Consider the following 24,807-nt stretch of genomic DNA (forward strand, 5'->3'; position numbering starts at 1 on the left):
GGCGATCACATTCCCCATCGGGCCGGCCGCCTACCAGCAGCAGGCCGACATCCACCGCGCGCCGCCCACGCCCGGCGTACGCCCGCCTTGACGGCGGGCGTAGAGGCCATGTCTACCGGGCGCCTTCAGCCGGCGCGGGCGCCGTGGCTCACTCCCCGGCGGCCGTTCCCGCTTCCCGCCTCCCCTCCCGACACACGGCCCGCGAGCTGTGGGTCCGGACCTGAGGCCAGGCCCGGACCCCGGTGGGCTACTTGGCGACCTGGGCTTCGGCTTGGTGCTTGAGGTTGTTGACCCAGTTGTGGAGTGAGTTGTCGAGGGCGGCCTGCAGCGCGGCCTGGTCGGCGACGACAGGCGCTCCGGTCCACGACTCCTCGGTGTGGACGAGGATGCCGTCGCGGGTCGGGGTGAACGTCCACACGTGGATGGCGGTGATGCCCTGGGCGGGGCCGCCCCAGGCCAGGCGCCTGCCGTAGTCGGCTTGCCTGACGGTGGAGGTGATGCTCAGCCCCTCGGTGGCCCACCGGAAGACGGAGCCGGGGCGCAGGCGCCCGGGGGTGTCCTTGACGGCCGTCGCGACGTCGGGCTGCCAGGTGGGCCACTTCTCCACGTCGGTCTGGATCTTCCAGACGGTGTGGAGAGGGGCGTGGATGAGGACGTTCTCGCGGGTGATGACGGGCGCGCTCTCGTCGATCTGGACGTCGCCGGTGTGCGCGGCGAGTACGGCACGGGCGCCGAGGGGCTGGTCGTCGGTGAGGGCGTAGGCGGTGCCGGAGGCGGCGAGGAGGAACGCGGTGGTGGTGGCGGCGAACTTCGCCACGGTCGGCGTACGCATGATGTCTGGGCCTTTCGAAGTCGGTATTTCAGGGGGCAAGTGGGTTCGGTGCGCACCGGGTCCGGGGAGCGGGGTCCCCCCGGACCCGGGCGACTGGTTCAGCTGTCCGAGGCGTCCGCGTCACCGCTGCTGTCGGGGATCCAGGAGCCGTGGATGCCGCCGGTGACCCGGCGCGGGAGGTGGACGGTGGCGATCCGGTCGAGGCCGGAGGCGTCCAGGACCAGGAGCTGGGAGGCGTCCTGCTTGAGGTCGGAGATGACGGTGAGCAGGTAGCCGTCGTCCTCGCGGGTGGCGCCGGCGGCGGGGACGAAGACGGCCTCGCTGGGCAGGCGGGCGTCGCCGGCCTGGTGGATACGGCGGGCGCCGGTCGTGCGGTCGTACTTGACGATGCCGTAGCCGCCGTAGCCCTCCTGGTCGGGGAAGGAGACGGCGTACTGGTAGCGGTTCTCGGAGCCCAGGAAGTCCTCGTTGAGCGTGGGGAATTCGACGGCGAGGTCGTCGATGACCTGCTCGTCGACGCTGCCGACGGTCAGGTCGATCACCCAACGGCGATTGTAGGACCGGGTGTTGGGCTCGGTGCCGCGGCCGGGGGCGCCGACCCACCAGTTCCAGGAGAGCTGGAATCCCTCCTTGTCCACGGTCGGGCCCTCCAGCACGATGCGCCCCTGGGCGTCCTCGTAGGCGTTGCCGGCGTGCAGCATGTTGCCCGGCTCGATGGCGAACCAGCGGATCTGTCCGGGGCCCTGCGGGCCGCGGGGCATCACGCCGATCCGCGCCGGCTGCGCGTCGTTCCAGCCGTAGGGGATGCCGGAGTGCTCCTGCGGGTCGAAGGTGACCGTGCCCTCGACGAAGACCACGTAGTGGCGGGTGAGGGCGAAGTCGTGCTTGAGGGAGGCGGTGGCCCCGGGCACCTCGAAGCTGTGGGTGACCTGGCCCTTGGCGTCGGCCACGTAGTACATGAGGTACGGCGGGAACGGCGACGAGCCGAAGAAGTGCAGTTCCCCGGTGACCGGGTCGGTCTTGGGGTGCGCGGTCATCGCGCTGCGCAGCTTGCCGTCGAAGTCGTAGGGGCCGACGGTCTCCAGGTCCCGGGTGAGCTCGAAGGGGAAGTTGGCCTCGCACAGGGCGAGCAGGCGTCCGGCGTGCTCGATGACATGGGTGCCGGCGGTGCTGGCGGTCAGGTCAGGGCCGTGCTCGGTCATGTAAGGGGCGCCGTCCAGGGCGGGGGTGCGCACCCAGCGGTTGCGGTACCACTCGGCGCGGCCGTCGCGCAGCCGGATGCCGTGGACCATGCCGCTGCCCTTGAACCAGTGGGTGGGGGTGACACCGGGCTTGGGGTTGTGGCTGTTGCGGATCAGCCGGCCGGTCAGCTCCGGGGGCAGGGTGCCCTCGACGGTCAGCCCGGTGGCGGTGATCTCGTCGACGGCCGGGGTGTAGTGGCCGATCAGGTAGGGCTTGTCGGTGCTGGTCATGGCAGAACCTCGTTTCCGTGAAGGGTGCGTGGGGAGGGCAGTCAGGCGGTCTGCTCGGCGCGGGACTTCAGGGCGGCGAGCCAGGTGGTCAGGGAGGCGTACAGAGCTTGACCGAGTTCGGCGGCCGCGGCCTCGACGGGGGCGCCGGCCCAGGACTCCTCGGTGCGGACGGTGACCTGGTCGCCGGTCTGCTCGAAGGTCCACACGTGGACGCCCTCGATGCCGTTCGCAGGCCCACCCCAGACCAGGCGCTCACCGGGGACGATCTCGCGGATGGTGGAGGTGATGTCCAGCCCGTGGGTCTTCCAGTGGAAGGAGGTGCCGGGCAGCAGCGGACCGTCGAGCCTGGCCTGGTCGACGTCCGCGTTCCAGCCGGCCCAGGCGTCGATGTCGGTGTGCAGGGACCAGACCCGCTCCAGCGGGGCGTCGATCACGGTGGACAGACGGACGATGACGGGGGCGGTCTCGTCGATGGTGAACACGGCTGGGTTTCCTCTCGGTTGATGTGCTGACTGACGTGCTGGTTGATGTGCTGTCGGGTGTTTTTCGGCCGGCGGTCAGTGGTGATCGCGGGCCGCGGGCTGCGGGACCGGTTGCGGGCTCGCGCCGGCGGAGCCGGCCGCGCTGCGGCGGGTGAGGAGCAGGGCGAGGGCAGCGGCGGCCCCGAGGACGGCAGCGGAGATGCCGAAGGCGGTGCGGTAGCCGGCCGTGAGCGCCTCCAGGTGCGAGTGGTGGGTGGCCGCGTGGGCGGTGGTGGTGCCGGCGAGGGTGGCCAGCACCGCCAGTCCGATCGCGCCGCCGACCTGCCGCGTGGTGTTGACCAGGCCGCCGGCCAGCCCGGCGTCCTGCGGGGGGACGCCCTCGACGGAGAGGCCGGTCAGCTGGACGAAGGCGACGCTCAGGCCCAGGCCGATCAGGATGCTGGGGCCGAGGACGTCGGCGAGGTAGCTGCCGTGGGCGCTGATGCCGGCCAGCCACAGCAGTCCGGCGGCCTCGGTCAGCAGCGCGCCGGCGACGGCCGCGGCGGGGCCGGTACGACGGGCGATCCGCGGTGCCAGCGTGGAGCCGAGCATGTTGGCGAAGGCCAGCGGGAGTTGGCCCAGGCCGGTGACCAGCGGGCTCAGGCCGAGGACCTGTTGCTGGTAGAGGGGCAGGAAGAAGAACAGGGCGATCCACACCGAGCCCAGCAGCGCCATCAGCACATTGCCGGCGGTGACCCGTCCGGTGCGGAACAGGCGGGGCGGCAGCAGCGGGTTCGGGTGGCGGTGTTCGACCAGGACGAACATGGTCAGCAGTACGGCGGTGACGGCCAAGGCTCCGAGGACCCTGGTGTCCGTCCAGCCCGAGCTGCGAGCCGACGTCAGAGCCCACACGAGGGCGGTGAGCGCCAGAGTCACGGTGGCGGTACCGAGCGCGTCGAACCGTCCTGGCTCGGCGGTCCGCGCCGTCGGCACGGTCGCGGCAGCAGCGGCAAGGACCGCGAACGCGCCGGTCGCGACCACGTAGAAGATCCAAGGACCAGCCCCAGGCCTGGGTCAGGACGCCACCGAGGAGGACCCCGGCCGCGCCTCCGGCGCCGGACACCGCTCCCCACACCCCCAGGGCGCGGCCCCGGCCGGGGCCGGGCGGGAACAGGCCCATCACCAGGGCCAGCGCGGCGGGGGCGATCGCCGCAGCGCCCAGCCCTTGTACCGCCCGGGCCGCGATCAGCGCCGCGGACGAGGTGGCCAGGCCCGCGACCAGCGAGGAGACCCCGAACACCGCGAGTCCCGCCAGCAACGTACGGCGGCGGCCCAGCAGGTCCGCGGCCCGGCCGCCCGCCAGAAGCAGTGCCCCGAAGGCGAGGCCGTAGGCGTTGACCACCCATGTGGTGCCGCCGTCCGAGAGGCCCACTCCGGCGCGGATCTGGGGGAGGGCCACGTTCACGATCGAGGTGGCCAGCATGACGGTGAACTGCGCCCCGGCCAGGGCCGCCAGCGCCGCTCCGGGACTGCGGTCGGCGTCGGTATCGGTGTCGGCGATGGGCTTCACGGTATCCCCCATGTGTGGTTAACCACTCACTTTGCGAGTCAAAGGATGGCGGGGCTGTGCGCCCCGCCTGCGTGTCCAGTCGCGCGGTCGCGACGGGCGTCAGTAGTGCCTGATGCCCGCCGCCAGCGTCCGGGTCCAGGGGGCGTCCACCTCGTCGGCCCCCATCGAGACGATGAGGTGGCACAGCATGCCGAGCGCGAAGAACTCCTGGACCTGCTCCTCCGTACCGCCGGAGGCACCGCGCACGTACTCCACCAGCCGGGCATAGCCCTGGCGGACCGCCTCGCGCACGGCCGGCTCGGACACCGCCGCCGCCTGGGCGTGGAGCTGGATCAGCATCAGGTCGTTGTCGCTGATCAGCCGGGCATAGGCGTCCCCCATGGCGCTCAGGACGACCTCTGGTGAGCTGCCCTTCGCCTCGGCCGCGGCACGTTCCAGGGCGGCCCGCACCTGCACGAAGCAGTGCTCGACCACCCCGGTGAACAGCAGTTCCTTGTTCGGGAAGAGGCGGTAGACGTACGCCTGCGAGATGCCGGCCGCCTTGGCCACCTCGGTCGTGGTGGTGCCCCAGTAGCCCCGGGCGGCGAAGGCGCCGATCGCGGTGCGGAGCACCGTCTCACGACGCTCCTCGGCCGTGGATAGCTGACGGGGACGTTCGTTCTTCATGTGAGTACTCAACCACTCACACTCTTGGGTGTCAACCAGTCCGAGTCAGGGGCGCACGAGCCAGGGCGCGCGCTGCGGTTCGGCGGGGCGCGGAGGCGCGGGGGCGCGCGGGGGCCGAGCCCGCGCGGGTGTCGCGGCCACCAGCAGGGCGCGGGCTCGGCCGCCGCGCGGGCGTCGCGGCCACCAGCGGATCTCACGTCCTCCACCGCGGCGCGATCGTCCGGTGAGTCGGCCGGTGAGTCGGCCGGTGCGGTCGCCCCCGTCGGCGCCGAGGCATGACAGTGGATGGACATGTCCGGGGACTGGATCGCTGGATCGCGCCCCAGAACGGCACGCCCGGCATGCTGCTGGTGATGGTCGAGTCGGGCGAGATCGCCCGTGCGCGGACCCCGGACCGAGCTACTGGCGGCCCTCACCACGGTCCTCGACGCCGGCCGCGCGGCAGGTGACCTGCGTCGCGACCTCGGTGCCGAAGACAGCGCCGCCTGCCTCATCGGCCTCCCCGGCCCGAACATGATGCCGACGCCAGTCGCCTGCCGAACCTCTCGACGGACGCCCTGTACCCCACCGCCCGGCCCGCCTGGGCGCCTGTGAGGGGTTCCGGTGTCAGCGTGCGACCAGCAGGCTGAAGGACGCCTCGCTCCGCTCGTCCGCCGGACGGCAGATCATCAGTCGCTGGTCCGGGTTCTGCATCGGCGTCAGCACCTCGAAGTGCACGGCGAGCGGACCGACCTCGGGATGCCGGATCTCCTTGCTGCCGCGGCCGTTGCCGGTCACGTCGTGCTCGGCCCACCAGTGGGCGAAACCGTCGACATGCGTGGTGAACTGCGCGATGAGACCGGCCAGGACCCGGTCGTCGGGGTGCGCGGCCCACGCGGCCCGTAGATGAGCGACACCCTCCCGCAGGACCCGCTCGCGGTCCACGTAGAGGCCACGGGTCTGCGGGTGCATCAGGCAGAGCCACATCGCGTTGCGGTGCTCCGGTGGCAGAGTGCCGAAGTCCAGCAGGAGCCGCGCCATCCCCTCGTTCCAGGCGAGGATGTCGGTGCGGTGGTTCATCAGCATGGCGGGCATCGGTGAGAGGTCGGCGACCAGCCGGGCCAGCGGCGGTGCCGCGGTGGTGGCCGGGCCGTCGACGTCGCGAGCCCGTTGCCGGGCCAGGTCGAAGAGGTAAGCGCGTTCGTCGGAGCCCAGCCTCAACGCCCGCGCCAACGCCTCCAGGACCTCCGCCGAGGGCCGCAGCCCGCGGGCCTGCTCCAGCCGTACGACGTAGTCGACGCTGACCCCGGCCAGCTCGGCGACCTCTTCACGGCGCAGTCCCGGGGTCCGCCGGGTCCGGCGGCGCGACGGCAGGCCGACGTCACGCGGATCCAGCCGCTCTCGCCGGGTCCGCAGGAACGCGGCCAGCTCCTGCGTCGGGTCCACGGTCGTGGCGGCGGTGTGCTTCGTCATGACCGTTGCAACAACGAGGGTAGGACCGGCCTTCCCAGGATGATCCCTCCCTTACCGCGGGCCCCGCCTCCGTCACAGCCTTGTCCTCGGCACCGATCACGATCACGTACACAGGAGGACGCGATGCCGCTCACCCTCGACACCTACCGGCTGCTGGGCCGCTCAGGGCTCCGGATCTCACCGCTGGCACTGGGCGCGGCGACCTTCGGCACCGAATCGGGCTGGGGCGCCGGACAGGAGGAGGCACGGGCACTGTTCGACCTGTACGTCGAGCGCGGCGGAAACTTCATCGACACTGCCGACACCTACAGCGGCGGCACCTCGGAACGCCTGCTGGGCGAGTTCGCCCGGGACCGGCGCGAGAGCCTGGTCCTGGCTACGAAGTACACGACGCTGCGCCGCCCCGGCGACCCGAACTCCTCGGGCAGTCACCGCAAGAACCTGTTCGCCTCGGTGGAGGCGAGTCTGCGACGGCTGGGCACGGACTACATCGACCTCCTCTACCTGCACGTGTGGGACTTCACGACACCGGTCGAGGAAATCCTGCGCGGCATGGACGACCTCGTCCGGCAGGGCAAGGTCCTCTATGTGGCGATCTCCAACGCCCCCGCCTGGCAGGTCTCGCGCATGCAGACCACAGCCGACCTGCGCGGCTGGTCACCGCTGGTCGCCCTGCAGATCGAGTACAACCTGATCGAGCGCACCGGGGAGCGCGACCTCATTCCCATGGCCCGTGAGATGGGGCTGGGCGTCGTCCCGTACTCGCCCCTCGGCGGCGGCGTCCTCACCGGCAAGTACAGCCGTGCCGACCTGACCGGGGCGGACGTCGGCGCCGGCGACGGCACCCGCAGGTCCTTCAACGTCGCACTCGGCACGGTCACCGAGCGCAACCTCGCCATCGCCGACGTCGTCGGTGAGGTCGCCGAGGAGACCGGCCGTTCCCCCGCCCAGATCGCACTGGCCTGGACTTTGCGGAACCCCGGCGTGACGGCCCCGATCATCGGCGCCCGCACACGGGCCCAACTGAAGGACAACCTGGGGGCCTTGGAGGTCGACTTCACCGCCGCCCAACTGGCCCGCCTCGACCAGATCAGCGCGGTCAGCCTCGGATACCCGCACGATCTGCTCGCCGGCGACCACATCCGCGCGGTGACCCGGGGCGAGCTGAAGATACCGACCCGCCGCTGAGTCCCAGGCCGACGTCGAGGACGGCCCCACCACCGTCCTCGACCGTGCCCTGCCCGGCACGGCGGGCCACCTGGCCGTGCCGCCGGGCACCACCGTGCTCGACCTCGATCTGCCGGCCGCGTTGGCCGTGGCCCGGCAGGACACCTGGACGCCGGCCCACTGCCGGTACCCGGCCCAGCCGACTCCCGACCGCCCCGACGGAGCGAGCATCGCCACCACGGCTCCGGAGCGGTGGACCGGTCACCACTACGCCTGCAGGAGCCCGGACCGCACCGCGGCCGGGATGCCGGCCACTGAGCCTTTTCCAGCCTCAGGCTGCTGTGGCCAGGTGGAGGACGAAGGCATGGCGAGGCCGGCGTCAACCGTCGGGATCTAGGACAGGAACGGACCTATTCCACCCTTACTGTCGCGGCTGGCACCCGACATCAGTGAGAGGACGGCTATGTCCGAGCAGACCAGCACCGCGCCGGAGGGCTACACCACCGTTGCCCCTTGGGTGGTAACCGACGACACGGGGGCTTTCCTCCACTTCGTCACCCAGGCGTTCGACGGCGAGGAACTCGGGCGGGTGTCGACCGACGACGGCTTGATCGGTCACGCTGAGATCCGGGTCGGCGACACCATCCTGTTGGCCTTCGACCGGCACGCGGACTGGCCCACCATGCCGAGCCTGCTGCGCGTGTTCGTGGCCGATGCGGACAAGGCGTTCTCCCGCGCCGTCGCTGCCGGCGGTCATGTCGTGACTGCGCTGGCGGACGACGCCTTCGGGCGGCGCGGAGGGCGTGTCAAGGACCCCTTCGGCAATATCTGGTGGGTGGTCAGCTGCGTCGAGGACGTCTCCGAGAACGAGATGTGGAAGCGGTTGCAGGAGCCCGTGTACGCGGACGCCATGCGCGTGGCCCAGGAGACACTCGACGCTGAACTCAGCGGTCGACAGCACGGGCGCAGCAGTGCACCGGTCAGGGCAACCAGCTGACGGATCCTGAATGCTCCCGGCAGTCCGGAGGGCGGGCGAAGGCCGCGTAAGCCTGCGCGACGGCTTCCGGGTACGCCGCCCGCCCCTCGTCGACGCGATCGACTTCCCCGGCGATCTGGTGCAGACGCAAGCCGCATAAAATGGTCACCGAACGCCTCCTCGACAGCAGCCTCAACCGCCCGCTTCTGGCCGGCACTTGCACCGGCGAGGCTGCTGCCATCGACGTTCGGGAAGTCGAGCACTGGACGCGCCACTCCCAGGCTCAGGAGGAGCAGCGCCGCGGAAGTGATCAGGGCGCCCTTGGTGCCCGCCTCTCAGGCGAGCGAGTGCCGGACAGTGAGCGCAGACGCGACAACGGTGAGCCCTCCAGGCGGGTCCGCACTCGCGGAGCTCCGTGAAGCCGCGGTTCACGGTCGGATTGGAGCCTGCGCAGATGGGCGTGCGTGGAAAGCCTCGGTATCAAGGTGGGTACCGGCTCCCATGAATATGGAGTTGCGACGGTCTGTGACCGCGGGCGAGACCTGTGCGCATCCTTCGTTTCAGGTCGCCTGCGTGGCCAGCCTGCGCAGGGCCCGCACGGACGGTGTTCCGGGGTCGGCCGTCATCAGGACAACCTCCTGGTCATCCTCGGGCACGAGCAGGACGTCGCAGTTCAACCGCAGCGCACCGGCATCCGGATGGTCCAGGGTCTTGGTGCGGTGCCCGGGAGCGTGGACTGGACGCGCCTCCCAGATCTGGCGGAACTCCCCACTGCCGGCGTGCAGTTCGGCCAGCAGCGCGGCCAGCTGCGGGTCATGCGGGTAGCGGTCCGCGGCACGGCGCAACCGCGCCACCACGATGTGCCCGAATTCCTCCGTGCTGGAGCTTTCGTACATCCGCCCCCGGCTCAGGAAGCGGCGTCGGGCCAGGTTCGTCGTCCCGCCTCCAAGGTCGGCGCCGAGCAGTGCCCGGGCCAGGGGGTTCCAGGCGACGACGTCGTACGCCGCGTCCGTGACGATGGCACCGGTATCCGGCAGCCGCTCCAGCATCCGGGCCACGTGCGGGCGCACCCGCCGCACGGCGCTGATGCCGGGCGGCGCACTCGAACCCGCCAGGCGGAACAGGTGGCTGCGCTCGGCCGGCGTGAGCCGCAGCGCGCGGGCCAGCGCGTCCAGGATCCGGGTCGATGGCCGCGGCCCCCGGGCCTGCTCCAGCCGCGTGTAGTAGTCGACCGACATGTGGGCGAGCTCCGCCACCTCTTCGCGGCGCAGCCCCGGTGTGCGGCGGTCGGTACCCGTAGCCGCCAGGCCGACCTCGTGCGGACGCAGGGCCGCCCGGCGGTCCCGCAGGTAGTGGGCCAGCTCCTGCCGCGCCATGTCGTCTCCTCCCCTGCCTGGTACAGGCTGTCCCTGGCAGGGCACCCACGACCAGGGAAGTGTGGTTGCCATGAACGAACGCACAGCTCTGGTCACCGGTGCCAACAAGGGCATCGGCAAGCATATCGCCCGGCTGCTCGCCGCCGAGGGCCTCACCGTGTACGTGGGCTCCCGTGATCCCGGGCGCGGGCAGCGGGCCGTCGAGGAGATCGGGGCCGAGGCCCGTCTGCTGGTCCTCGATGTGACGGATCCCGACGGCATCGCACAGGCCGCCGCTCAGGTGGACCGCTTGGACGTGCTGGTCAACAACGCCGGCATCTCGCCGTCACTCGCCCCGCCGACCGACACCGGCGTCGAGGAGTACCGGCGCACATACGAGACCAACGTGTTCGGGGTAGTGGCGGTGACCAACGCCTTCCTGCCCGCCCTGCGCCGGTCCCCGCGCCCGCGCATCGTCAACGTCTCCAGTGGCACCGCGTCGCTGACCTGGAGCACCACCCCCAACCCCCAGTTCACCCCGGCAAGCGGCGCCGCCGCCTACCGGTCGTCCAAGGCCGCCCTCAACGCCCTCACTGTCCTCTACGCCCAGACGCTGGCCGAGGACGGCTTCAAGGTCAACGCGCTCGCCCCCGGCCTGCGGGCCACCGATCTCAACCCCCGGGCCGCCGCTGCCGGCGGCGACCCGGCCGAGGCCGCGCAGGGTGCCCTCCGCCTGGCCATGCTGCCGGATGACGGCCCCACCGGCGGCTTCTTCTCCTGGGACGGAACGCCCGTGCCCTGGTGATCAGTCATCGGAACGCCCGTGCCCCGGATCGATCCGCCGACCGCGTGGGAGCGCTTGGCGCCGGTGGCGTTCGTGTCCGTGGACATCAACGGTTTATCGGTGTTCATCGGGTTGAACTGCGCGTCGGCATGGCGCCTTGAGCGAGCCCCGCGTCGACGCCGGGCTGCTGCCCTTGCATTCAGGTCGTTCCTCACGCCGGGTCCCGAGGAAGCGGGAATGGAGCTGGACAGGCTGAAGTACCGATGGCTCATTAGCACCGTTGTTACGCCTTGTGCACTGTGCAACCGTGCTCACGACCAAGTCGCCCATCAGGCCCATGGGGGAGATCATGCACAAGCGTCGCGTCATCGCGTCCTTCGGTGTGGCCGTAGGAATCGTGCTCGGCACTCTGACCGGAGCGGCCACTGAAGCCTCTGCTGAATCGGCCCCCCAGAGCACCGCACACCCGGCGGCCTGCAGCCGCATCACTTCGCGGGCCGGGGGCACCTTCTCCCAGTATGCGGCGAGGTTCGGAATCAACGTCTACAAGCTGCTCTATGACAACAGTAGCTGGTTCCACGGCGGCCCGGACGACCTCGTTCCGCCGGGCAATCTTGTGTACATCTGCCCCTGAGCAGATGTTGTGCTGGCCACCTGGCCCGGCAACCGGTAGGGGATCGGGTCGGTTATGGGCCGGCGGGTCGGGTCCCTTCGCCACGACCGTGCCGTCCGCGATCCCGGCCGCGAACTCTGCGAGCCCCGCCGCCCGTGGCCCGGCTTGTGCCAGCCGCACAGCCAGTCGGCCCAGATCGTCTTGGTGTACAGCTGGCGGTCGACGGCGTGTAGTCGCGGCGACGTCGGGCAGGCCGGCGGCGAATGCCTCGGCTTCTTGACGTCCCCGGAGCTCGGCTCAGGGGCCGCACCGTCCAACGACGCTGCGGCCCCTGCCTCATGCGATGGCCTGCGATGGCCGGCTGTGCCATTTCCAGCACTTCGGCGATTCTCCGTGCGAGCGCCGCTAGGCGCGGTGGCAGGTAGATGTCCAGTGCGCTGGCGTCGTCACACAGTCGGGGCGATGAGCATCGTGCCCAACTCGATCAGGGTGTGTGTGGGAGGTCGAGTGTGGCAGAAACAGCGCGGGAGCCTTGTGCGTTGCGCTATCGCCTTCACGCCGGCTCCGTCTCCCGGTCGGCAGCCGCTCCGAGGAGGCTCGGTCGATCGTTTGCTCAAACGGGCAGTCGGTGATGCCGAGGGCGAAGTTCAAGTTCCCCACCCCGTGGTTGGCGAGGCCCAGCGTGACCACTTCCGCTCCTTCCGACCAGTGCGCCTTTCTCAGGTCGCCGACGTCCAGCGGGCGCAGCCCGAGGCTCTCGATGGCCACCCGCTACGACGAACGCGCCCGCCACCACCAAGCCCGATCACCCTCACCTGCCTACAACTCTGGCTGCCATGACTCTGCGGACACGACCTGGGACGGCGTCGCCGCGTCGGCGTGCCGAGGCGGCTCGGCACCGCCGGCGCCTCTTCCCCCGCGGCCCCGCCCGTTCCCCGGGACGTCCCGGTGTCCCACGGGACGTGGGAACGGCATCCTGACGGCTCGTCATGGAAACGCTGGCTGTCGTGATCACGATGCGTGGTCACGAGAACGACAGCCCGGAGGTTTTCATGATCCGACGGACCCTGCAGAGCGGCCTGCTGGCCGCGGTCGCGGTGCTCGCCATCCTGCCCACGGCGGCCGGTGCCGCCCCGGCGGGCGGCACCACCCCGTACTCCCCGCCCGCCGCCGGCGTCCAGCACACCCTCCCCTCGCTGCTGCCCGCTCCGACCCGGCCCCGGTCGGCGCAGCACCGCACCGCTCGCCACCACCGCAGCGTCCACCGCGTGCACCGCCAGTACCACGCCGGGCGTCGCCTCCAGTCGGCGCACCGCACCCACCGGCTCCGCCGCGTCATCGTGCAGACCGCGTCGTACCGGCGTGGCATCCCCGCCGTGGGCCGCGTGGTCACGCACCGCCTCACGCTGAACGTCCGCTCCGGCCCGGGCACCGGTTACCGGGTGGTCGGCCACCGGCACCACCACCGGCTCGTGGCCCTCACCTGCAGGCGCTACGGCACCGGGGTGTTCGGCAACCACACGTGGTACCGGCTGTCCCACCACAGGGGCTACGTCTCCGCCCGTTACGTCAGGGTCGGCGCCACGCTCCCGTGGTGCTGACGGCCTCCCACCGCCGTACGCCCTGAACCACCGCCCGCCCGGCCGTCGAGGCCTGTTCGAGGACCACGCATCCCCGAACAGGCCTTCGACGCGCTCATGTGCCTCACCCTCCTCACCCCTCACTGAGTGTTGCAACCGCCTTCCCCTCGGGAAGCCATTCCGGCATCAAGGGCGAAGCGCCCATAGTGGAAGAGGAGCCGAGGGACGCACCATGCCCCACCCCGAAAAACCGACCGCGTCCGACGAACCGTTGCTGGTCAGACTGCGCGAACTGAAGGACGGTACGGGGCTGAGCCTGGCGGCGCTTGCAGCGCGCACCCCGTACAGCAAGTCCGCCTGGCACCGCTACCTGACCGGTGCTCAGCGGCCACCGCGGGCGGCCGTGGAGGCGCTCACCCGGCTGGCCCGCGTCGATCCCGACGCGGTACTGGCCCTGTGGGAGGCCACCGAGCACACCGACGACCGGCCGTCGCCCGCGAGCACCCCGGACGGGATCGGACCCCGGCGCTCGGGCGGGCGGCGGTGGCTGCCACTGTGTGTGCTCGCGCTGGCGGGGGCGACGGCCGTGGTGGGCGCCGTCGCCGCGCACGACCGGAGCGGTTCGCCCGGTGCGCCGGTCGTGATGGCGGTCCCGCACTGCCACAGCCCTTCCTGCCGGGGCGAGTTGCCCGACGCGACGGCCTGCGCACGCGACGCGCGGACCACCAGCACCGTCACCGACCCCGCCTACACCGTTCGGCTGCGCTACTCCCCGGCCTGTGGTGCCGCCTGGTCGGAGGTGCGGGTGCGCTCCCCGCACGCCCGCGAGGTCTCGGTACGCGCGGGCCGGGACGTCCTCTCCACGACCTACCCGGCCGACGACACCACCGGCTACACGAGCCCGATGCTCACCGTAGGCTCCCCCCGAGGCGTTGAGGCCTGCGCGGAGGTGGCCGAACAACTCGCCTGCACCGGCATGGACGTACAGGATCCGGACGAGGGCTGATCCCCAGCCCGGGGGCGGACGACGGTCCGCCCGCCGAGCTCCCACGATGCCCTCGGGCCGGCAGTTCCTCCTTCAAGAGCCGTCAGCCTGGACCGGCATCGTCCGTCCGCACGACCGTCGGTCATGCGACTGCGCCCCTGACACGCACGTGACCACCGTGCATCCGCATCGCCAGCCCCCGGGACCGCATAAGCCACGAAGCCGCGGTTCGAGTCCGCGCGCCTCGGTCGGCCTCTTCACCGACAGGCGCCGTGACCGCGGTGACCACCCTCTTCATGTCCGCCCAAGGCGGCCCGAGCGCCCCGGAAGGTGCCGCGGTGCTCGCCATATGACACGACACTCTGCTTTCCGGAGGAATGATGCCCCGCGAGCGCCGGACCCCCACCGATGTGCCCGACCAGCGCGGTCGTACCGCCGTCATCACCGGCGCGAGCTCCGGCATAGGCCTCGACACGGCCCGTGTCCTCGCCGCGCGCGGGGCGACCGTGGTGCTGGCGGTACGAGACATGGACAAAGGCGCCCGAGCCCGGGCCGGCATCCTCGACGCCGTACCGCCCGCGTGGTTGGTGGTGCAGCGCATGGATCTCGCGTCACTGGACTCGGTGCGGGCGGCAGCCGAGGAACTACGTGCCACTCACCCCCGCCTCGACCTCCGCATCAACAACGCGGGGGTGATGCACGCGAAAGGCGGACAACCGCCGACGGCTTCGAGTTGCGCTTCACCAACCACCTGGGCCACTTCGCCCTGACCGGACTGCTGCTCGACCGGATGCTCGACGTCCTGGGCTCGCGCGTGGTCACCGTCAGCAGCGCGGATCACCGCCGAAGCGGCCCCCTCGCCCTGAACGACCTCAACTGGCCGGCACGGGAGTACGACAGAACCCTCGCGTACGGCCACTCCAAGCTGGCGAACCTCATGTTCACCTATGAACTCCAGCGCCGCCTGCCGGCCCGCCACGGCACGATCGCGGTCGCCGCACATCCCGGCGGCGCGGACACCCAGGGCTCCCATGGTGCCGTGGAGACCTTCAAACCCTGCGCCCGGATCGCGTTCACTGCCATCGTCCGGCCCCTGCTGATCCAGTCCTCGGGCGAGGGATCGCTTCTCGCTGTTTCATGAGTGTCGGTGATAAGCCTTGTTGGCGATGCGCCAACTCTCGCCGACGCGGACCAGCAGGAAGATGTCGGTGAAGGTGTCCGCGCCATGCTGGAGCGTCATGGTCGCGGTCGCGATGGTGCCGTGGACGTCGACGGTGTCGATCCGGCGAGAGCGGCTCGGTTCGTCCGGGGCCGGGCGGCCGTGAAAGAGAGAGCAGTATTCATCCAGAGGCCACGAGACGAAAGTGCCGCCACGGATGCCCTCGATGTGGGCGGTGGGCAGGAACGCGCCGCGGAAGTGGGTGGGCTCGCCAGTGGCATGTCCGCGAATGTAGGCGCGGAGCGGTTCGAGAACGGCGTCCGACGCAGCGGGGACCGTGGCGGCAATGGCGATGTCGGCCTCGGGGGCGGCAGGGGTGTCAGCCAGACCGACGGCGCTGCGCAGAGGCGTGTTCGACGCGTCGGCCAGCAGAGTCATGTCCTTGACCAGCGCACCGATCGTGAAGTCGGCGGCGCCGACGGGCGACTCACTGTCGAGGAAGGAGCGTTTGCGGGCCACGAGCCCACCGAGCTGCCCGAGTTCGAGGACGTCCAGCGCCTGGGCGCGTTGCAGGCCGAGGGCGTCGGCTTGCCGCAGTGAGTCGCGTAGTGCGAGGACGGCGCCGGCGAGGCTGTTGTTGGTGATCAGCTTGAGCGCGGCGGCGGTGGCAGCGTCGTCGACGCGCCGCACGGTGCCGAGTGTTTCCAGAACGGGTCGAGCTCGATCGAGCGCGTCCTGGTCGGCGGCGGCGAGGATCTGCAGAGCGCCCGCGGCGGCAGTCGGCACGGAACCGAGCACGGGCGCGTGGACGTAGGACGGGCCGAGCTGCCGGGCCAGATCCGACGCTTCGGCAGGGGCGATGGTGCTGGTGTTCAGCACCATCGTGTCCGGTCGCAGCGCATCACGGACGTCGTCGAGGACCTGCCGGCAGGCCGGGCCGTCGAACAACGCCAGAAGCACCAGGTCGGCCTTTGCCACTGCCTCGTTCGGATCGCCGATCGTCTTGACGGCGCCTGATGTGCGCCCTGAGCGTGTCCAGCCCACGACGTCCCAGCCCTGGGCAGTGAGTCGAGTCGCGATCGCGGCACCCATGCGCCCCAAGCCGAGGACGGCGATCGTGTGCGGTGTGGTCATGCACGCCAGAGTTCCGCACCGGGAGGACTGCGACAAGCGCAGATTACGCAGGCCGGCCATGCGGGAGACGCATGCCGGCCGCGCATACTGATGCCATGGAACTGACGGTGTGGCGGACCTTCGTGACCGTGTGCCGACTCGGGTCACTGTCGGCGGCGGCCGCCGAGCTCAATCACACGCAGTCGGCCGTCTCACGGCAGATCGCCGGGCTGGAGCGGCAACTCGGCGTGCCTCTGGTGGAACGCCATGCGCGCGGTGTGCGTCCGACGCCTGCCGGCGAGGTGTTCCGGCACCACGCCGTGGCCACACTCAACGAGGCGGATCGCGCTGTTCGTGCCGTACGAGACGCCCGTGACGGGACGTTCGATCGACCGCTTGCTGTTGGCGCGACACCATCGCTGGCCGCAGGGATCGTTCCCGAGGCCATCCGGGGGCTGCTCGAGCGAGCCGGATCCATCCGGTGGAGCCTGCTGCCGGACCTGAGCGCGCAACTACACAACCGCGTGATCGCCGGCGATCTCGACATCGCTGTTGTCACCGATGCACCACCAGGGCTGCCCCATGACCCCCGGGTCGGACGCCGGTTCCTCGGGCTGGACGACATGGTCGTCGCACTGCCCGTCGGCCATCCGCAGGCCGGGCGAGGCCCAGTGCACATGCAGACGCTGGCCGACCAGACCTGGGTCGAGGACAACGACGGTTCGGCGGTACTTCTGCGCCAGCACGCCGCCCGCGCCGGGGTAAGCGCCCGCATCGACCTCACCGCAGCCGATCTGGTCGGCAAGCTGGCGCTAGTCGCAACCGGTCACGCCATCGCGCTGATACCAGGCGTGCTGACGGGCGCCCTGCGGACCGGCGTCACCACCGTGCCCCTCGTCGATCCTCCGACCCGGGGCATCTACGCGATCACACCACGCCGTAACCCCCACCCCTCCGCAGCGCCCCTGCTCGACCAGCTCGCCACGGCCTTCGCCTCGGTCCGTCCTACCCACACCCTTCATTAGCGGACCGAGAAGGGTGACCATGCCGCTTGAACTGGTCCTGGTCGACGATGACCACGGCCGTGTCGTCGCCGTGCCGGGCCGGGAGCACCTCGGCGCCGCCCACTCGTAACCGCGCTCAGAGCGCGGGCGATGTGCTGGACGGCGGCGGCACCGGGTCCATGAGGCGGCTTCGGGCCAGGTTTCAGGGTGGCGGGCGAGGTCGCGCTGTGGCCTTCGGCGGTTCACGCCTCCAACCGTGCGGCGGAAGCGACGGAGACCCCGGCGATCACCATGATGGCCGAGATCTCCTCAACCGAACCTTGAGCTGACTCAGGGACAGTCGGGCTCTGTGCCAGGCAGACAACATCAGAACCAATTCCGTGAGGAGGGACCCGTCACGGACATGTCCACCACGGAGACACCGGGTCGGACTCCATGAACCACTGCTGAGCTGTCCACAAACCAAGGCCGCGGGCGGTTCTCGATGCCCTTGGCGCCGGTCAGGATGCAGGTGGCGTGTGGCTGCTGGACGCTGATGCCGCGGATCCGGCCGCCCTGCGGGAGAGTCGCGGTGCTCATGCTGCCCTTCCCCCGACCAGCCGTTCCCGGGCGCCCGACGCGGCGGCCGTTGGTGGACGGCACCTTGGTGCGCGCGGACGAGGCGACAGCGGCGCACCCGAGTGCTTGCCGTCGTGCAGCGCCGCGTCGGCGGCCTGCTGCAACAAGCTCAGGCCGCGGGAGCCGACCGTGTGCGGGGTCGCTGCACCGACCGAGGCGGCCATGTCGGCAATGCGCCCGTCCTCGAGGACGACAGGGGTGTGCAGCATGCGGACCAGCTGCGCCAGGCGCTGCGCCAGACGGCCGACGGACACCGTCAGAACGACGGTTAACTCATCGCCTCCGAGGCGGCCGACGGAGGCGCGCGGGACCGCCCACGCGGTGAGCCACGCGGCGGTCGCGGCCAGGACGGCGTCCCCGGCCGTGTGCCCGAAGTCGTCGTTGACGGCTTTGAACTGGTTTTCCCGGACTAACTCAGGTGGCGTATGGGGCGTCATGATGAAGACCTCCATGTGAGTGGAGGCGGGGTGCGACGTTGCTGTGGTAGGTAGGTCGCACCCCGCGTTCTGGACAGGGGTTTCTGAGAGTTGTGACGACAGGGAGAGCGCGTGGACATAACTGAGCGTGAGCTGGCCGATCCTTGGGAAGGCGTTCTGACCGCTCCAGCTCGCGGCAGTGACGTCGGCGTTCTGGTCCTGGCAGGATCCAGCGGGCGCATCGAACGTGAGCGAGCGCGCATCCTCGCTCAGCAAGGCTTCACAGCCTTGGCGATCCGCTGGTTCGGCGGGCCCGGGCAGCCCCCTGGAATCTGCGAGGTTCCCCTGGAGACCTTCACCGCCGCCGTCGACTTCCTCCGACTGGGCGGAGCGCAACGCATCGGAATCCTCGGCACCTCCAAGGGCGCTGAAGCCGCCTTGCTCACGGCGGTGCACGACCCGCGCGTGGACGTGGCCATCGCGCTGTCGCCCACCTCGCGGGTCTGGTGCAACGTCGGCCCGGGACGCGACGGAGCGCACCATCCGTATCGCTCGTCTTGGACCTGGCGGGAGCAGCCCCTGCCTTTTGTCCCGATGGATGATTCCTGGACTCCTACGGAGCCGGACAGCGGCCCCGTCGCGATCCGCGGATGGTACGAACTGAGCGAGCGGACCTTCGCTCACTCGCTTTCGTCGGCGGAGATTCCCGTGGAAGCGGCCAGAGCCGATCTGGTCTTGGTCGCGGGCGGCGACGACGCGATGTGGCCGTCGCTTCCCTTCGCCGAGCAGCTAGCTCAGCGTCGACGCTCGGCCGGGGCGACCGTGCGTCTGATCGCCCGCGACGACGCCGGCCACCGACCGCGCCTTCCTGGCGAGAGCCCGGCATCGGCGTCCTCCCCGCACTTCAAGTACGGGGGCACACCTGAAGCTGACGTGCTCCTGGGCAAGGCTGCGTGGCCCCACATCCTCGACGTGCTCGGCGGCGAAAGCTCACTGGTTCCTGCCGGTTGATCGCGAAGCAGACTGAAGCACAGATTCGTATCGGTGATCAAGAGGTCCCCTCTCGGTTCTTGATCTGCGGAATCCCGAGATCAGCGATCCGGGTGGTGCTCTGGTTCCGGATGCGATCCATGGCGGTGAGCTTGTTGTGAGCGGCTTCAAGGCTGACCCGGAGGCCTTCTTCTTCGCCCAGCCAGCCGTTGAGCTTGGCTTCCGCGATCCTCTCGCTCAGGCTGCGGATGATCTCGATCAGCCGGGCCCGTTGAGCGGGGGCGACTCGCAGCATGGGACAGCGGATGCAAGCGTGTTCGTGTTTGCAGGGAGTCCCGTAGGGCCGCCCGCAGGTGCCCAGTTCGAGCTTGCGCAATGCGAAGTGCTGCTGGAACTCGCGCCACTCGTCATCTGTCGGGTCACGGTATTCCGCGGTCGGCCGTAGGGATCGTCGCTGATCGAGGAAGGAGCGGTAGGAACGGATCAGGTCTTCTTGGAAGACCGCCAGGTAGGCCTGGGTGGTGATGAGGTCCTCGTGTCCCAGCAGCCGGGCGGCGATATGGACAGGCAGGCCGCCGGTGACCGCTTCGGTGGCGAACATCCTGCGGAAGTCGTGCGGGGTGAACTTCAGCGGTTTGCCCGTGGCGTCCCGCAGACCGGTGCGCGCCAGGGTGCTGTCCAGCAGGTTCTGGACTGTCGTGTGGGACATGACCTCGTTGCGGTGACCCCGCGTCCGGCGCTGGAACAGGTGCGGCAGCATCGGACCGAAGGTCCGTTCGTGAGGGTCGTATTGGCTGGTCAATGGGATGTTCCCGCCGTTGGCCCGACGAAGGCGGGTGATGACGGTGGCCAGGACGCTCGCCAACTCCGGACTGATCAGCAGCAGCCGTTCCTTGTTGCTCTTCGACGGCACGATCTGCAGCAGGGGAACGAGTTCGCCGGTGTCGGCCGGCCGGTAGGACACCAGCGCCAGGTGGGTGATCTCCAGCAGTTCCTCGCGGCGGATCCCAGTGTGCCGGAGCGTCGCGATGATCGCCCAGGACCAGAACACATCGTCTTCAGTCTGGAATAGATCGGTCTTCTCACCGGTGGCCAGGTTCTCGACCATGACCGCCTCCGGGCGGGAGCGGTGCGTGTTCCTCGCCCACGTTTTGCAGATGAACCGCAGGTAGGGGATGCCGTCGTGCTCGAACCGCTCGCCGACGGGGACGGCTCGTGCTGCGGCCAGCAGTGCTTCCTGACTGGCGCGGTGCCGTTCGGCTGCAGCAACCAGCACGGGCAGGTGCGGGAGCCGTTCTCGGACCCGCTGGTGCATGTTGGCCCGGGTGCGACGCCGGTGCTTCTGCATTCCGTCGGTGTCGCCGCGGCGCACAGGGCTGGGAACAGCGTGTGGCGCCCAGCTCGGATCCTCCAGGGCCCATTCCTGAATGTCGAGGTAGAAGCTGCGGACTTGGACCAGGATGTGGAGGTAGTTCTTGCGCGGGCGGGGCTTGTCCGTCCGTTTGGTGACGTACTTCATCCGCTCCTTCCAGGCCATGGCCACCTCCTCCGGCAGCTGAAGGCTGTCGACCTCGGGATGGTGGGCTTCGATGTCGGCCCAGAAGCAGGAGACGAGATGAATGATCAAATGCTGGAACGACACGTAGTCCAGGCCTATCCGGCGCTCTTCGAGATAGCGGACCAGCGCGTCGCGGACCGGCCTGCACCGCAGCCGATATCGGTCGACCAGCTCAGCAGTGGGCCGTTGGCCCTGGTGCTGGAAGGCCTTGTAGGACACGGCTCTGGGCAGGATGCCGACGCCTCGCAGCAGGTCCCACGCCGGGTAGATGCCATGCGGAAGTAGTCCGTTCTTCGCCAGGCCCCAGTGCCGGAACTCCTCGAAGTCCTCCGGCGTGAGCTGATCGGGACCGCGGCCGGTGTGCAGCACCAGCTTCGACAGCACGTTCATGTCCTCGTTCAGGCGCCGCTCGGCCATGCCGTCGTCCTTGGCCTGCTGAAGGATGCGGTCGAAGACGTCAGATTGGATCGATCGCCACACGTCCCGGAACAAGGTGAGCGAGCTGTAGGCGGCGAGGAAGCCATGGCTGGGCAGGATCACCTGGTTCAGCAGCAGGCTCGCGACGCCGGCAACGTTGGTGGCCCGCCGCAGCACCACCCCGGCGGTGGAGCCGACTGGAACCCTGCTGAGCCGGCCCAGGTCGGCGTCCGCGCCGGCGGCCAGCCAACGCTCCTGCCATCCGCCTCCCGGATGGGACGCCAGCCAGTCGAGGATGAGGGGAACCCCGCGCCGCAGATCACGCCGACGCTTGTCGCTGTAGCCCATCCGCTCCGCGTGCTGGACAGTCGCGGCCAGGACCTCCGCAGACGGACTCTGATCGAGCGGCCCCACCCGCAGCGCGGGTGCCCGAAGGGGTTTTCCTCCGACAACGCCCGCGGTGGCGGGACAGCAACGACAGTGGTGACATCGGAGTTCACGGCGCAACGCCTCCCAGCAGGACGGCCAGATCGTCCGCGTCATAGCCGACGGCCACCGGTTCCGGGCCCGCGGCGGCCTCCTTGCGGTCGGCCAGGTAGCGATGGACCCGTCGCAGGACCTCGTCGTCGTCCTCAACGAGGTAGACCTGCGTGGTCGTCAGGTGGGCATGCCCGAGAATGACCTGCACGTCCCTGAGAGATAGCTTCTGCGACCGGACCATGCGCAGGGCACTGGTGTGCCGCAAGTCGTGCATGGTCCAGTTCGTGCCGAGCGCATCGTTGGCCCGCCGCAGTACCGCCCGCCAGGCGTCGTAGTTCAGCGGGCGTCGCGTCAGGCCCTCACCCGGCTTCGTCCGGCGCCGCAGGGTCCACCAGACCAGATCGTTAGGGCCGAGGTCCTTGAGTTCGTCCAGGTAGAGACGCAGCCAGACGAACGACTCCGCACTGGCTGGCAGCCACCGCCGGGCACCCGTGCCCTTGCGGCGGACCTGCACCAACTGGTCGCCCCAGTCGACGTCCACGGCTCGGATGCCCAGCAGTTCGCTGGCCCGGGCTGCAATGGTCATGGCGAGCGCCAGGATCGCCCGGTCCCGACTGGACTGCATCGCCGAGAACAAGTCGACCCAGCGTTCATCCGGCATGGCCCGCGGCCGTTGCCTGGACACTTTGGGGTTGTACCGCAGCCGACCCTCCGGCCGGAACGGCTCCAGCGGGTTGTGATGGACGTTCGCCCGGCCACGTCGGCCCCGGTCCCGGCGCACCGGATTGACCAGCGGCCCGTCCCCGGCCTCGATGACGAACTCGTAGAAGCAGCGCAGCACCGCGTTGCTGTGCCGAATCGTCCGGGCGCCATAGCCGTCACCGGGATACGGCTTACGTGTGATCGGGTTGACCTGCCCAGCGGTGGCGGCCGACTTCGTCCGCGGTGCCCGTTGCTGCTTCTTCGCCTGCCCCATCCAGAGCACGAAGTCCCGCACTTCCGCGGACGTGGCCCTGTCCCACGACACGTCGATAGCGTGCAGGAACCGCCACCAGCGATGCAGGTCAAAGGCGTAGCTGCGGACGCTGCCCGCCGAGTGGCCGCGGGCCACGATGTCGCGCAGGAACCGCCGGATCGGCTCGACCGCGCTCCCTTCCGGGTCCACGACCATGTACGGGATCACGCCCTCGGCAGGCACGACCCGCCCCCAGCGAGCCAGACGGATCGACTGAAGATCCCTGGGGACCTCGTCGGATAAAGACATGCGGCTCCTCCCTCGAACTAGCTGCATGTCTCGTACCGGACCACTGATCAGCGCAAAGCGCGACACACGGAGCTGTCCATCCTTAGTCCGGTCAACATGGTCCTGGTCGACGATGACCACGGCCGTGTCGTCGCCGTGCCGGGCCAGGAGCCGGCGGGCGCGGGCGGTGTAGGAGTCGCGGCGCAGGAGGCCCGGGTGTGCCTGGGCTGCGCCGTCGACGGATCAGTCAGCAACTGGGAGGACGTACGCTGCAGCCACCGCAGCGCGGCCTGGCCGTGAAGCCGGTTCCACTCACCGGGCAGTTCGCCGGCCGCAGCCGCCGGGGAGCGCCGGGTGATCTTGGTGGAGGCACTCGGCCACGGCGCGTGCCGCTCGGGCGGGATGGCGCAGCCGGCCAGGAAAGCCCGCGGCTGCTGCTCATCGGCCGGGATGGCGTCGCGCCGTGGGACGGCTGCTCAGCCCAGCAGAGCGAGCAGTCGTCCCACGGCCTCGGCGACGGGCTGGCCCACCGCGCCGACGGCCGACGCGATCTGGGCGACGGAGGCCAGGACGAGACCCCGACTGCGCAACGCTTCGCGGTCCGGGGTGAGTTCGGGCAGGGCCTCCTCGACGGTGCGATCCTGTTCCCGGGTGAGGTGTGGACGCAACTCGCCCAGGAGGCACCTGAGTTCGTCCACGGCGGCACGGACCTCGACGTCCTGGGCACCGCCGACGGTGCCGTAGTTGATGCCGACGTTCTCGCGGCCGCCGTTCATGTTGACCACCGGCCCGTAGTAGTTCGACGCATCGCTCATAGTCTGAACCCCGTGTTTCCGCGGCCGCCGTTCATATGGACGACGGGGCCGTAGTTGTTCGTGTTGTTGCTGTTGAGCTGCTGCACGAGCGTCTTGAACTCGGCTTCCGGGTTGTCGATGGCCTGTGCTATCCGTTCGGCGATCTGTTGCAACTCGTCCATGCTCGGCAGGGTCAGGGTCACCCTGGAACCGCTGGCCGTCTCGATGGTCAGCACCGGCCTCGGCCTGAACACGTCCTTGAAGGCGAACCCGGCCGCGGCGATCACGACGACGATGAGCAGGGCCCCGAGGTGATCCCCGCCGTCCCCCGCGCGGTTCAGCCATGCGAAGAGAAGAAGAGCACCGAACAGCCCCGTGAGGAAACGCATGCACGCTTTGCCCCAGTCAGTCCTCGCCTTGAAGGCGTCGACACTGGTGATGTTGTGCAGCGGGAGTGCCGCTGTCCCCACCCACAGCATGCGGCGGCTGACCTTGAGAACCAGGGTTCGCTTGTCCTCGGAGCGTGCGGGTGTCGTGAGTAGTACCGGCGGTTCCTGCGGTCGCGGCGGTGCGGGCGTTCTCGGAGGGTCGGGCGGTGATGCGCCGACGTTCCCCGTGCCGTTCATGCGCCCCCCGTGTCCATGGCAGCTCACTGTGCGTACCGGGTGCACCATTAAGCACCTCCGGATGCCTCCATGGAAGACAGGAAGCTGCCATTCGGAGCGCCGTCGCGCCGGTCCTCGGCCCCGTGCCGGTACACGGCGTGCCGGGGACTCAGCCCGCGCGCAGTACTCGTACACGATCTCGGTGACCCGCCCCAGCGCCGCCAGGTCCGCGTCCGTGCGGCCCTCTGTCCGGACCAGGCAGCCGGTTACGAGGGCTTTCACGTCGGCGTATCGATGTCGTCCCGTCGGCGGCGCTGAAGCCGTCTTCAAAGTCCGCGGCCGTCTGCCGACGCCTACTTCACCTATCACACCGCCCGCGAACACGAACGCCTCTGCCCCAACCCTGACCAGGCCACATTCAGACTGACCGCCTGAAGAGGGCGATGTATGGCCGGGCTTCATTCGAACTCCTCCGGACCCGCATCCCCACCCAGCCC

Annotated in this window: 24 protein-coding genes and 3 pseudogenes; 12 read left to right on the top strand and 15 right to left on the bottom strand. The window is 70.0% G+C overall.

All coding sequences use genetic code 11. From position 1 onward, the window contains the following. Positions 1-247 precede the first annotated feature (247 nt). The 7 genes and pseudogenes from LG395_RS31845 to LG395_RS31875 all read right to left on the bottom strand — a co-directional run bounded on the left by LG395_RS31845 (position 248) and on the right by LG395_RS31875 (position 6,453). Positions 248-832, bottom strand: a complete 585-nt coding sequence (locus LG395_RS31845; RefSeq protein ID WP_225812139.1) for an SRPBCC family protein — start codon at positions 830-832, stop codon at positions 248-250. Between the two features lie 98 nt (positions 833-930). After that, positions 931-2,304 carry a carotenoid oxygenase family protein gene (locus tag LG395_RS31850; RefSeq protein ID WP_225812140.1) on the bottom strand — a complete coding sequence of 458 codons (1,374 nt, stop codon included), beginning with the start codon at positions 2,302-2,304 and terminating at the stop codon, positions 931-933. A 41-nt stretch (positions 2,305-2,345) separates the two neighbouring features. Then, positions 2,346-2,786, bottom strand: a complete 441-nt coding sequence (locus LG395_RS31855) for an SRPBCC family protein (protein WP_225812141.1) — start codon at positions 2,784-2,786, stop codon at positions 2,346-2,348. Positions 2,787-2,861: 75 nt separating this feature from the next. Further along, positions 2,862-3,806 carry an MFS transporter gene (locus LG395_RS31860; protein WP_308071452.1) on the bottom strand — a complete coding sequence of 315 codons (945 nt, stop codon included), beginning with the start codon at positions 3,804-3,806 and terminating at the stop codon, positions 2,862-2,864. A gap of 73 nt (positions 3,807-3,879) precedes the next feature. Further along, positions 3,880-4,347 (bottom strand): annotated as a pseudogene (locus LG395_RS31865) (MFS transporter); the annotation flags it as partial. 87 nt (positions 4,348-4,434) lie between these two features. Beyond that, positions 4,435-5,001 (bottom strand): TetR/AcrR family transcriptional regulator, encoded by a 567-nt coding sequence (locus LG395_RS31870; protein WP_225812142.1) that lies wholly within the window; start codon positions 4,999-5,001, stop codon positions 4,435-4,437. Positions 5,002-5,607: 606 nt separating this feature from the next. Next, entirely contained in the window at positions 5,608-6,453 is an 846-nt protein-coding gene (locus LG395_RS31875; RefSeq protein WP_225812143.1) for a helix-turn-helix transcriptional regulator, read from the bottom strand. A 123-nt stretch (positions 6,454-6,576) separates the two neighbouring features. On the opposite strand from LG395_RS31875, the gene LG395_RS31880 reads away from it, so the two are divergent. The 3 genes and pseudogenes from LG395_RS31880 (at position 6,577) to LG395_RS31890 (ending at position 8,617) form a co-directional block, all read left to right on the top strand. Then, positions 6,577-7,641 (top strand): aldo/keto reductase, encoded by a 1,065-nt coding sequence (locus LG395_RS31880; RefSeq protein ID WP_225812144.1) that lies wholly within the window; start codon positions 6,577-6,579, stop codon positions 7,639-7,641. A gap of 40 nt (positions 7,642-7,681) precedes the next feature. Continuing rightward, positions 7,682-7,882, top strand: a pseudogene (locus tag LG395_RS31885) (hypothetical protein); the annotation flags it as partial. A gap of 201 nt (positions 7,883-8,083) precedes the next feature. Then, a complete protein-coding gene (locus LG395_RS31890) occupies positions 8,084-8,617 on the top strand; it encodes a VOC family protein (RefSeq protein WP_225812145.1) in 534 nt (177 codons plus the stop codon). A gap of 539 nt (positions 8,618-9,156) precedes the next feature. Here the strand turns inward: LG395_RS31890 and LG395_RS31895 are convergent. Continuing rightward, entirely contained in the window at positions 9,157-9,972 is an 816-nt protein-coding gene (locus tag LG395_RS31895; RefSeq protein WP_225812146.1) for a helix-turn-helix transcriptional regulator, read from the bottom strand. A 70-nt stretch (positions 9,973-10,042) separates the two neighbouring features. Here LG395_RS31895 and LG395_RS31900 point away from each other — a divergent pair, with 70 nt between their 5' ends. Both LG395_RS31900 and LG395_RS31905 read left to right on the top strand, forming a co-directional pair. After that, positions 10,043-10,756, top strand: a complete 714-nt coding sequence (locus tag LG395_RS31900) for an SDR family oxidoreductase (RefSeq protein ID WP_225812147.1) — start codon at positions 10,043-10,045, stop codon at positions 10,754-10,756. Positions 10,757-11,042: 286 nt separating this feature from the next. Then, positions 11,043-11,369 carry a hypothetical protein gene (locus LG395_RS31905; RefSeq protein ID WP_225812148.1) on the top strand — a complete coding sequence of 109 codons (327 nt, stop codon included), beginning with the start codon at positions 11,043-11,045 and terminating at the stop codon, positions 11,367-11,369. A gap of 597 nt (positions 11,370-11,966) precedes the next feature. Here the strand turns inward: LG395_RS31905 and LG395_RS31910 are convergent. Further along, positions 11,967-12,110 (bottom strand): annotated as a pseudogene (locus LG395_RS31910) (NADP oxidoreductase); the annotation flags it as partial. A gap of 290 nt (positions 12,111-12,400) precedes the next feature. On the opposite strand from LG395_RS31910, the gene LG395_RS31915 reads away from it, so the two are divergent. The 4 genes from LG395_RS31915 to LG395_RS41770 all read left to right on the top strand — a co-directional run bounded on the left by LG395_RS31915 (position 12,401) and on the right by LG395_RS41770 (position 15,054). After that, positions 12,401-12,949, top strand: coding sequence for a hypothetical protein (locus tag LG395_RS31915; RefSeq protein ID WP_225812149.1), 549 nt, complete (start codon positions 12,401-12,403; stop codon positions 12,947-12,949). Between the two features lie 211 nt (positions 12,950-13,160). Further along, positions 13,161-13,934, top strand: coding sequence for an XRE family transcriptional regulator (locus LG395_RS31920; protein WP_225812150.1), 774 nt, complete (start codon positions 13,161-13,163; stop codon positions 13,932-13,934). Positions 13,935-14,293: 359 nt separating this feature from the next. Beyond that, positions 14,294-14,683, top strand: coding sequence for an SDR family NAD(P)-dependent oxidoreductase (locus tag LG395_RS41765; protein WP_372463495.1), 390 nt, complete (start codon positions 14,294-14,296; stop codon positions 14,681-14,683). Then, entirely contained in the window at positions 14,647-15,054 is a 408-nt protein-coding gene (locus tag LG395_RS41770; protein ID WP_372463496.1) for an SDR family NAD(P)-dependent oxidoreductase, read from the top strand. The genes LG395_RS41765 and LG395_RS41770 overlap by 37 nt, the downstream gene beginning before the upstream one ends. On the opposite strand, the gene LG395_RS31930 is transcribed toward LG395_RS41770, so the two are convergent. Next, positions 15,049-16,206 (bottom strand): nuclear transport factor 2 family protein, encoded by a 1,158-nt coding sequence (locus tag LG395_RS31930; RefSeq protein WP_225812151.1) that lies wholly within the window; start codon positions 16,204-16,206, stop codon positions 15,049-15,051. The genes LG395_RS41770 and LG395_RS31930 overlap by 6 nt on opposite strands. Before the next feature lie 95 nt (positions 16,207-16,301). Here LG395_RS31930 and LG395_RS31935 point away from each other — a divergent pair, with 95 nt between their 5' ends. Further along, on the top strand, positions 16,302-17,210 hold the full coding sequence (locus LG395_RS31935) for a LysR family transcriptional regulator (protein WP_225812152.1): 909 nt from the start codon (positions 16,302-16,304) through the stop codon (positions 17,208-17,210). 554 nt (positions 17,211-17,764) lie between these two features. On the opposite strand, the gene LG395_RS31940 is transcribed toward LG395_RS31935, so the two are convergent. Beyond that, on the bottom strand, positions 17,765-18,259 hold the full coding sequence (locus LG395_RS31940) for a diguanylate cyclase domain-containing protein (protein WP_225812153.1): 495 nt from the start codon (positions 18,257-18,259) through the stop codon (positions 17,765-17,767). A 96-nt stretch (positions 18,260-18,355) separates the two neighbouring features. Here LG395_RS31940 and LG395_RS31945 point away from each other — a divergent pair, with 96 nt between their 5' ends. After that, positions 18,356-19,234 (top strand): acyl-CoA thioester hydrolase/BAAT C-terminal domain-containing protein, encoded by an 879-nt coding sequence (locus LG395_RS31945; protein ID WP_225812154.1) that lies wholly within the window; start codon positions 18,356-18,358, stop codon positions 19,232-19,234. Positions 19,235-19,271: 37 nt separating this feature from the next. Here the strand turns inward: LG395_RS31945 and LG395_RS31950 are convergent, their stop codons facing one another. Together LG395_RS31950 and LG395_RS31955 are read right to left on the bottom strand one after the other, a co-directional pair. After that, entirely contained in the window at positions 19,272-21,536 is a 2,265-nt protein-coding gene (locus tag LG395_RS31950) for a tyrosine-type recombinase/integrase (RefSeq protein WP_225812155.1), read from the bottom strand. Positions 21,537-21,684: 148 nt separating this feature from the next. Beyond that, complete coding sequence (locus LG395_RS31955) at positions 21,685-22,932, bottom strand: tyrosine-type recombinase/integrase (RefSeq protein ID WP_225812156.1); 1,248 nt, start codon at positions 22,930-22,932, stop codon at positions 21,685-21,687. Between the two features lie 96 nt (positions 22,933-23,028). Here LG395_RS31955 and LG395_RS31960 point away from each other — a divergent pair, with 96 nt between their 5' ends. Then, positions 23,029-23,211, top strand: a complete 183-nt coding sequence (locus LG395_RS31960; RefSeq protein WP_225812157.1) for a hypothetical protein — start codon at positions 23,029-23,031, stop codon at positions 23,209-23,211. Between the two features lie 176 nt (positions 23,212-23,387). Here LG395_RS31960 and LG395_RS31965 read toward each other — a convergent pair whose 3' ends face one another. Together LG395_RS31965 and LG395_RS31970 are read right to left on the bottom strand one after the other, a co-directional pair. After that, positions 23,388-23,726: a hypothetical protein gene (locus tag LG395_RS31965; protein ID WP_225812158.1), complete on the bottom strand. Its 339-nt coding sequence runs from the start codon at positions 23,724-23,726 to the stop codon at positions 23,388-23,390. Beyond that, the gene (locus tag LG395_RS31970; protein ID WP_225812159.1) at positions 23,723-24,331 is read right to left on the bottom strand and encodes a DUF6232 family protein; all 609 of its coding nucleotides are present in this window, start codon (positions 24,329-24,331) and stop codon (positions 23,723-23,725) included. The genes LG395_RS31965 and LG395_RS31970 overlap by 4 nt, the downstream gene beginning before the upstream one ends. Positions 24,332-24,807: the final 476 nt, after the last annotated feature.

It is taken from the genome of Streptomyces spinosus, from assembly GCF_020400655.1.
Classification (GTDB): Bacteria; Actinomycetota; Actinomycetes; order Streptomycetales; family Streptomycetaceae; genus Streptomyces; species Streptomyces argyrophylli.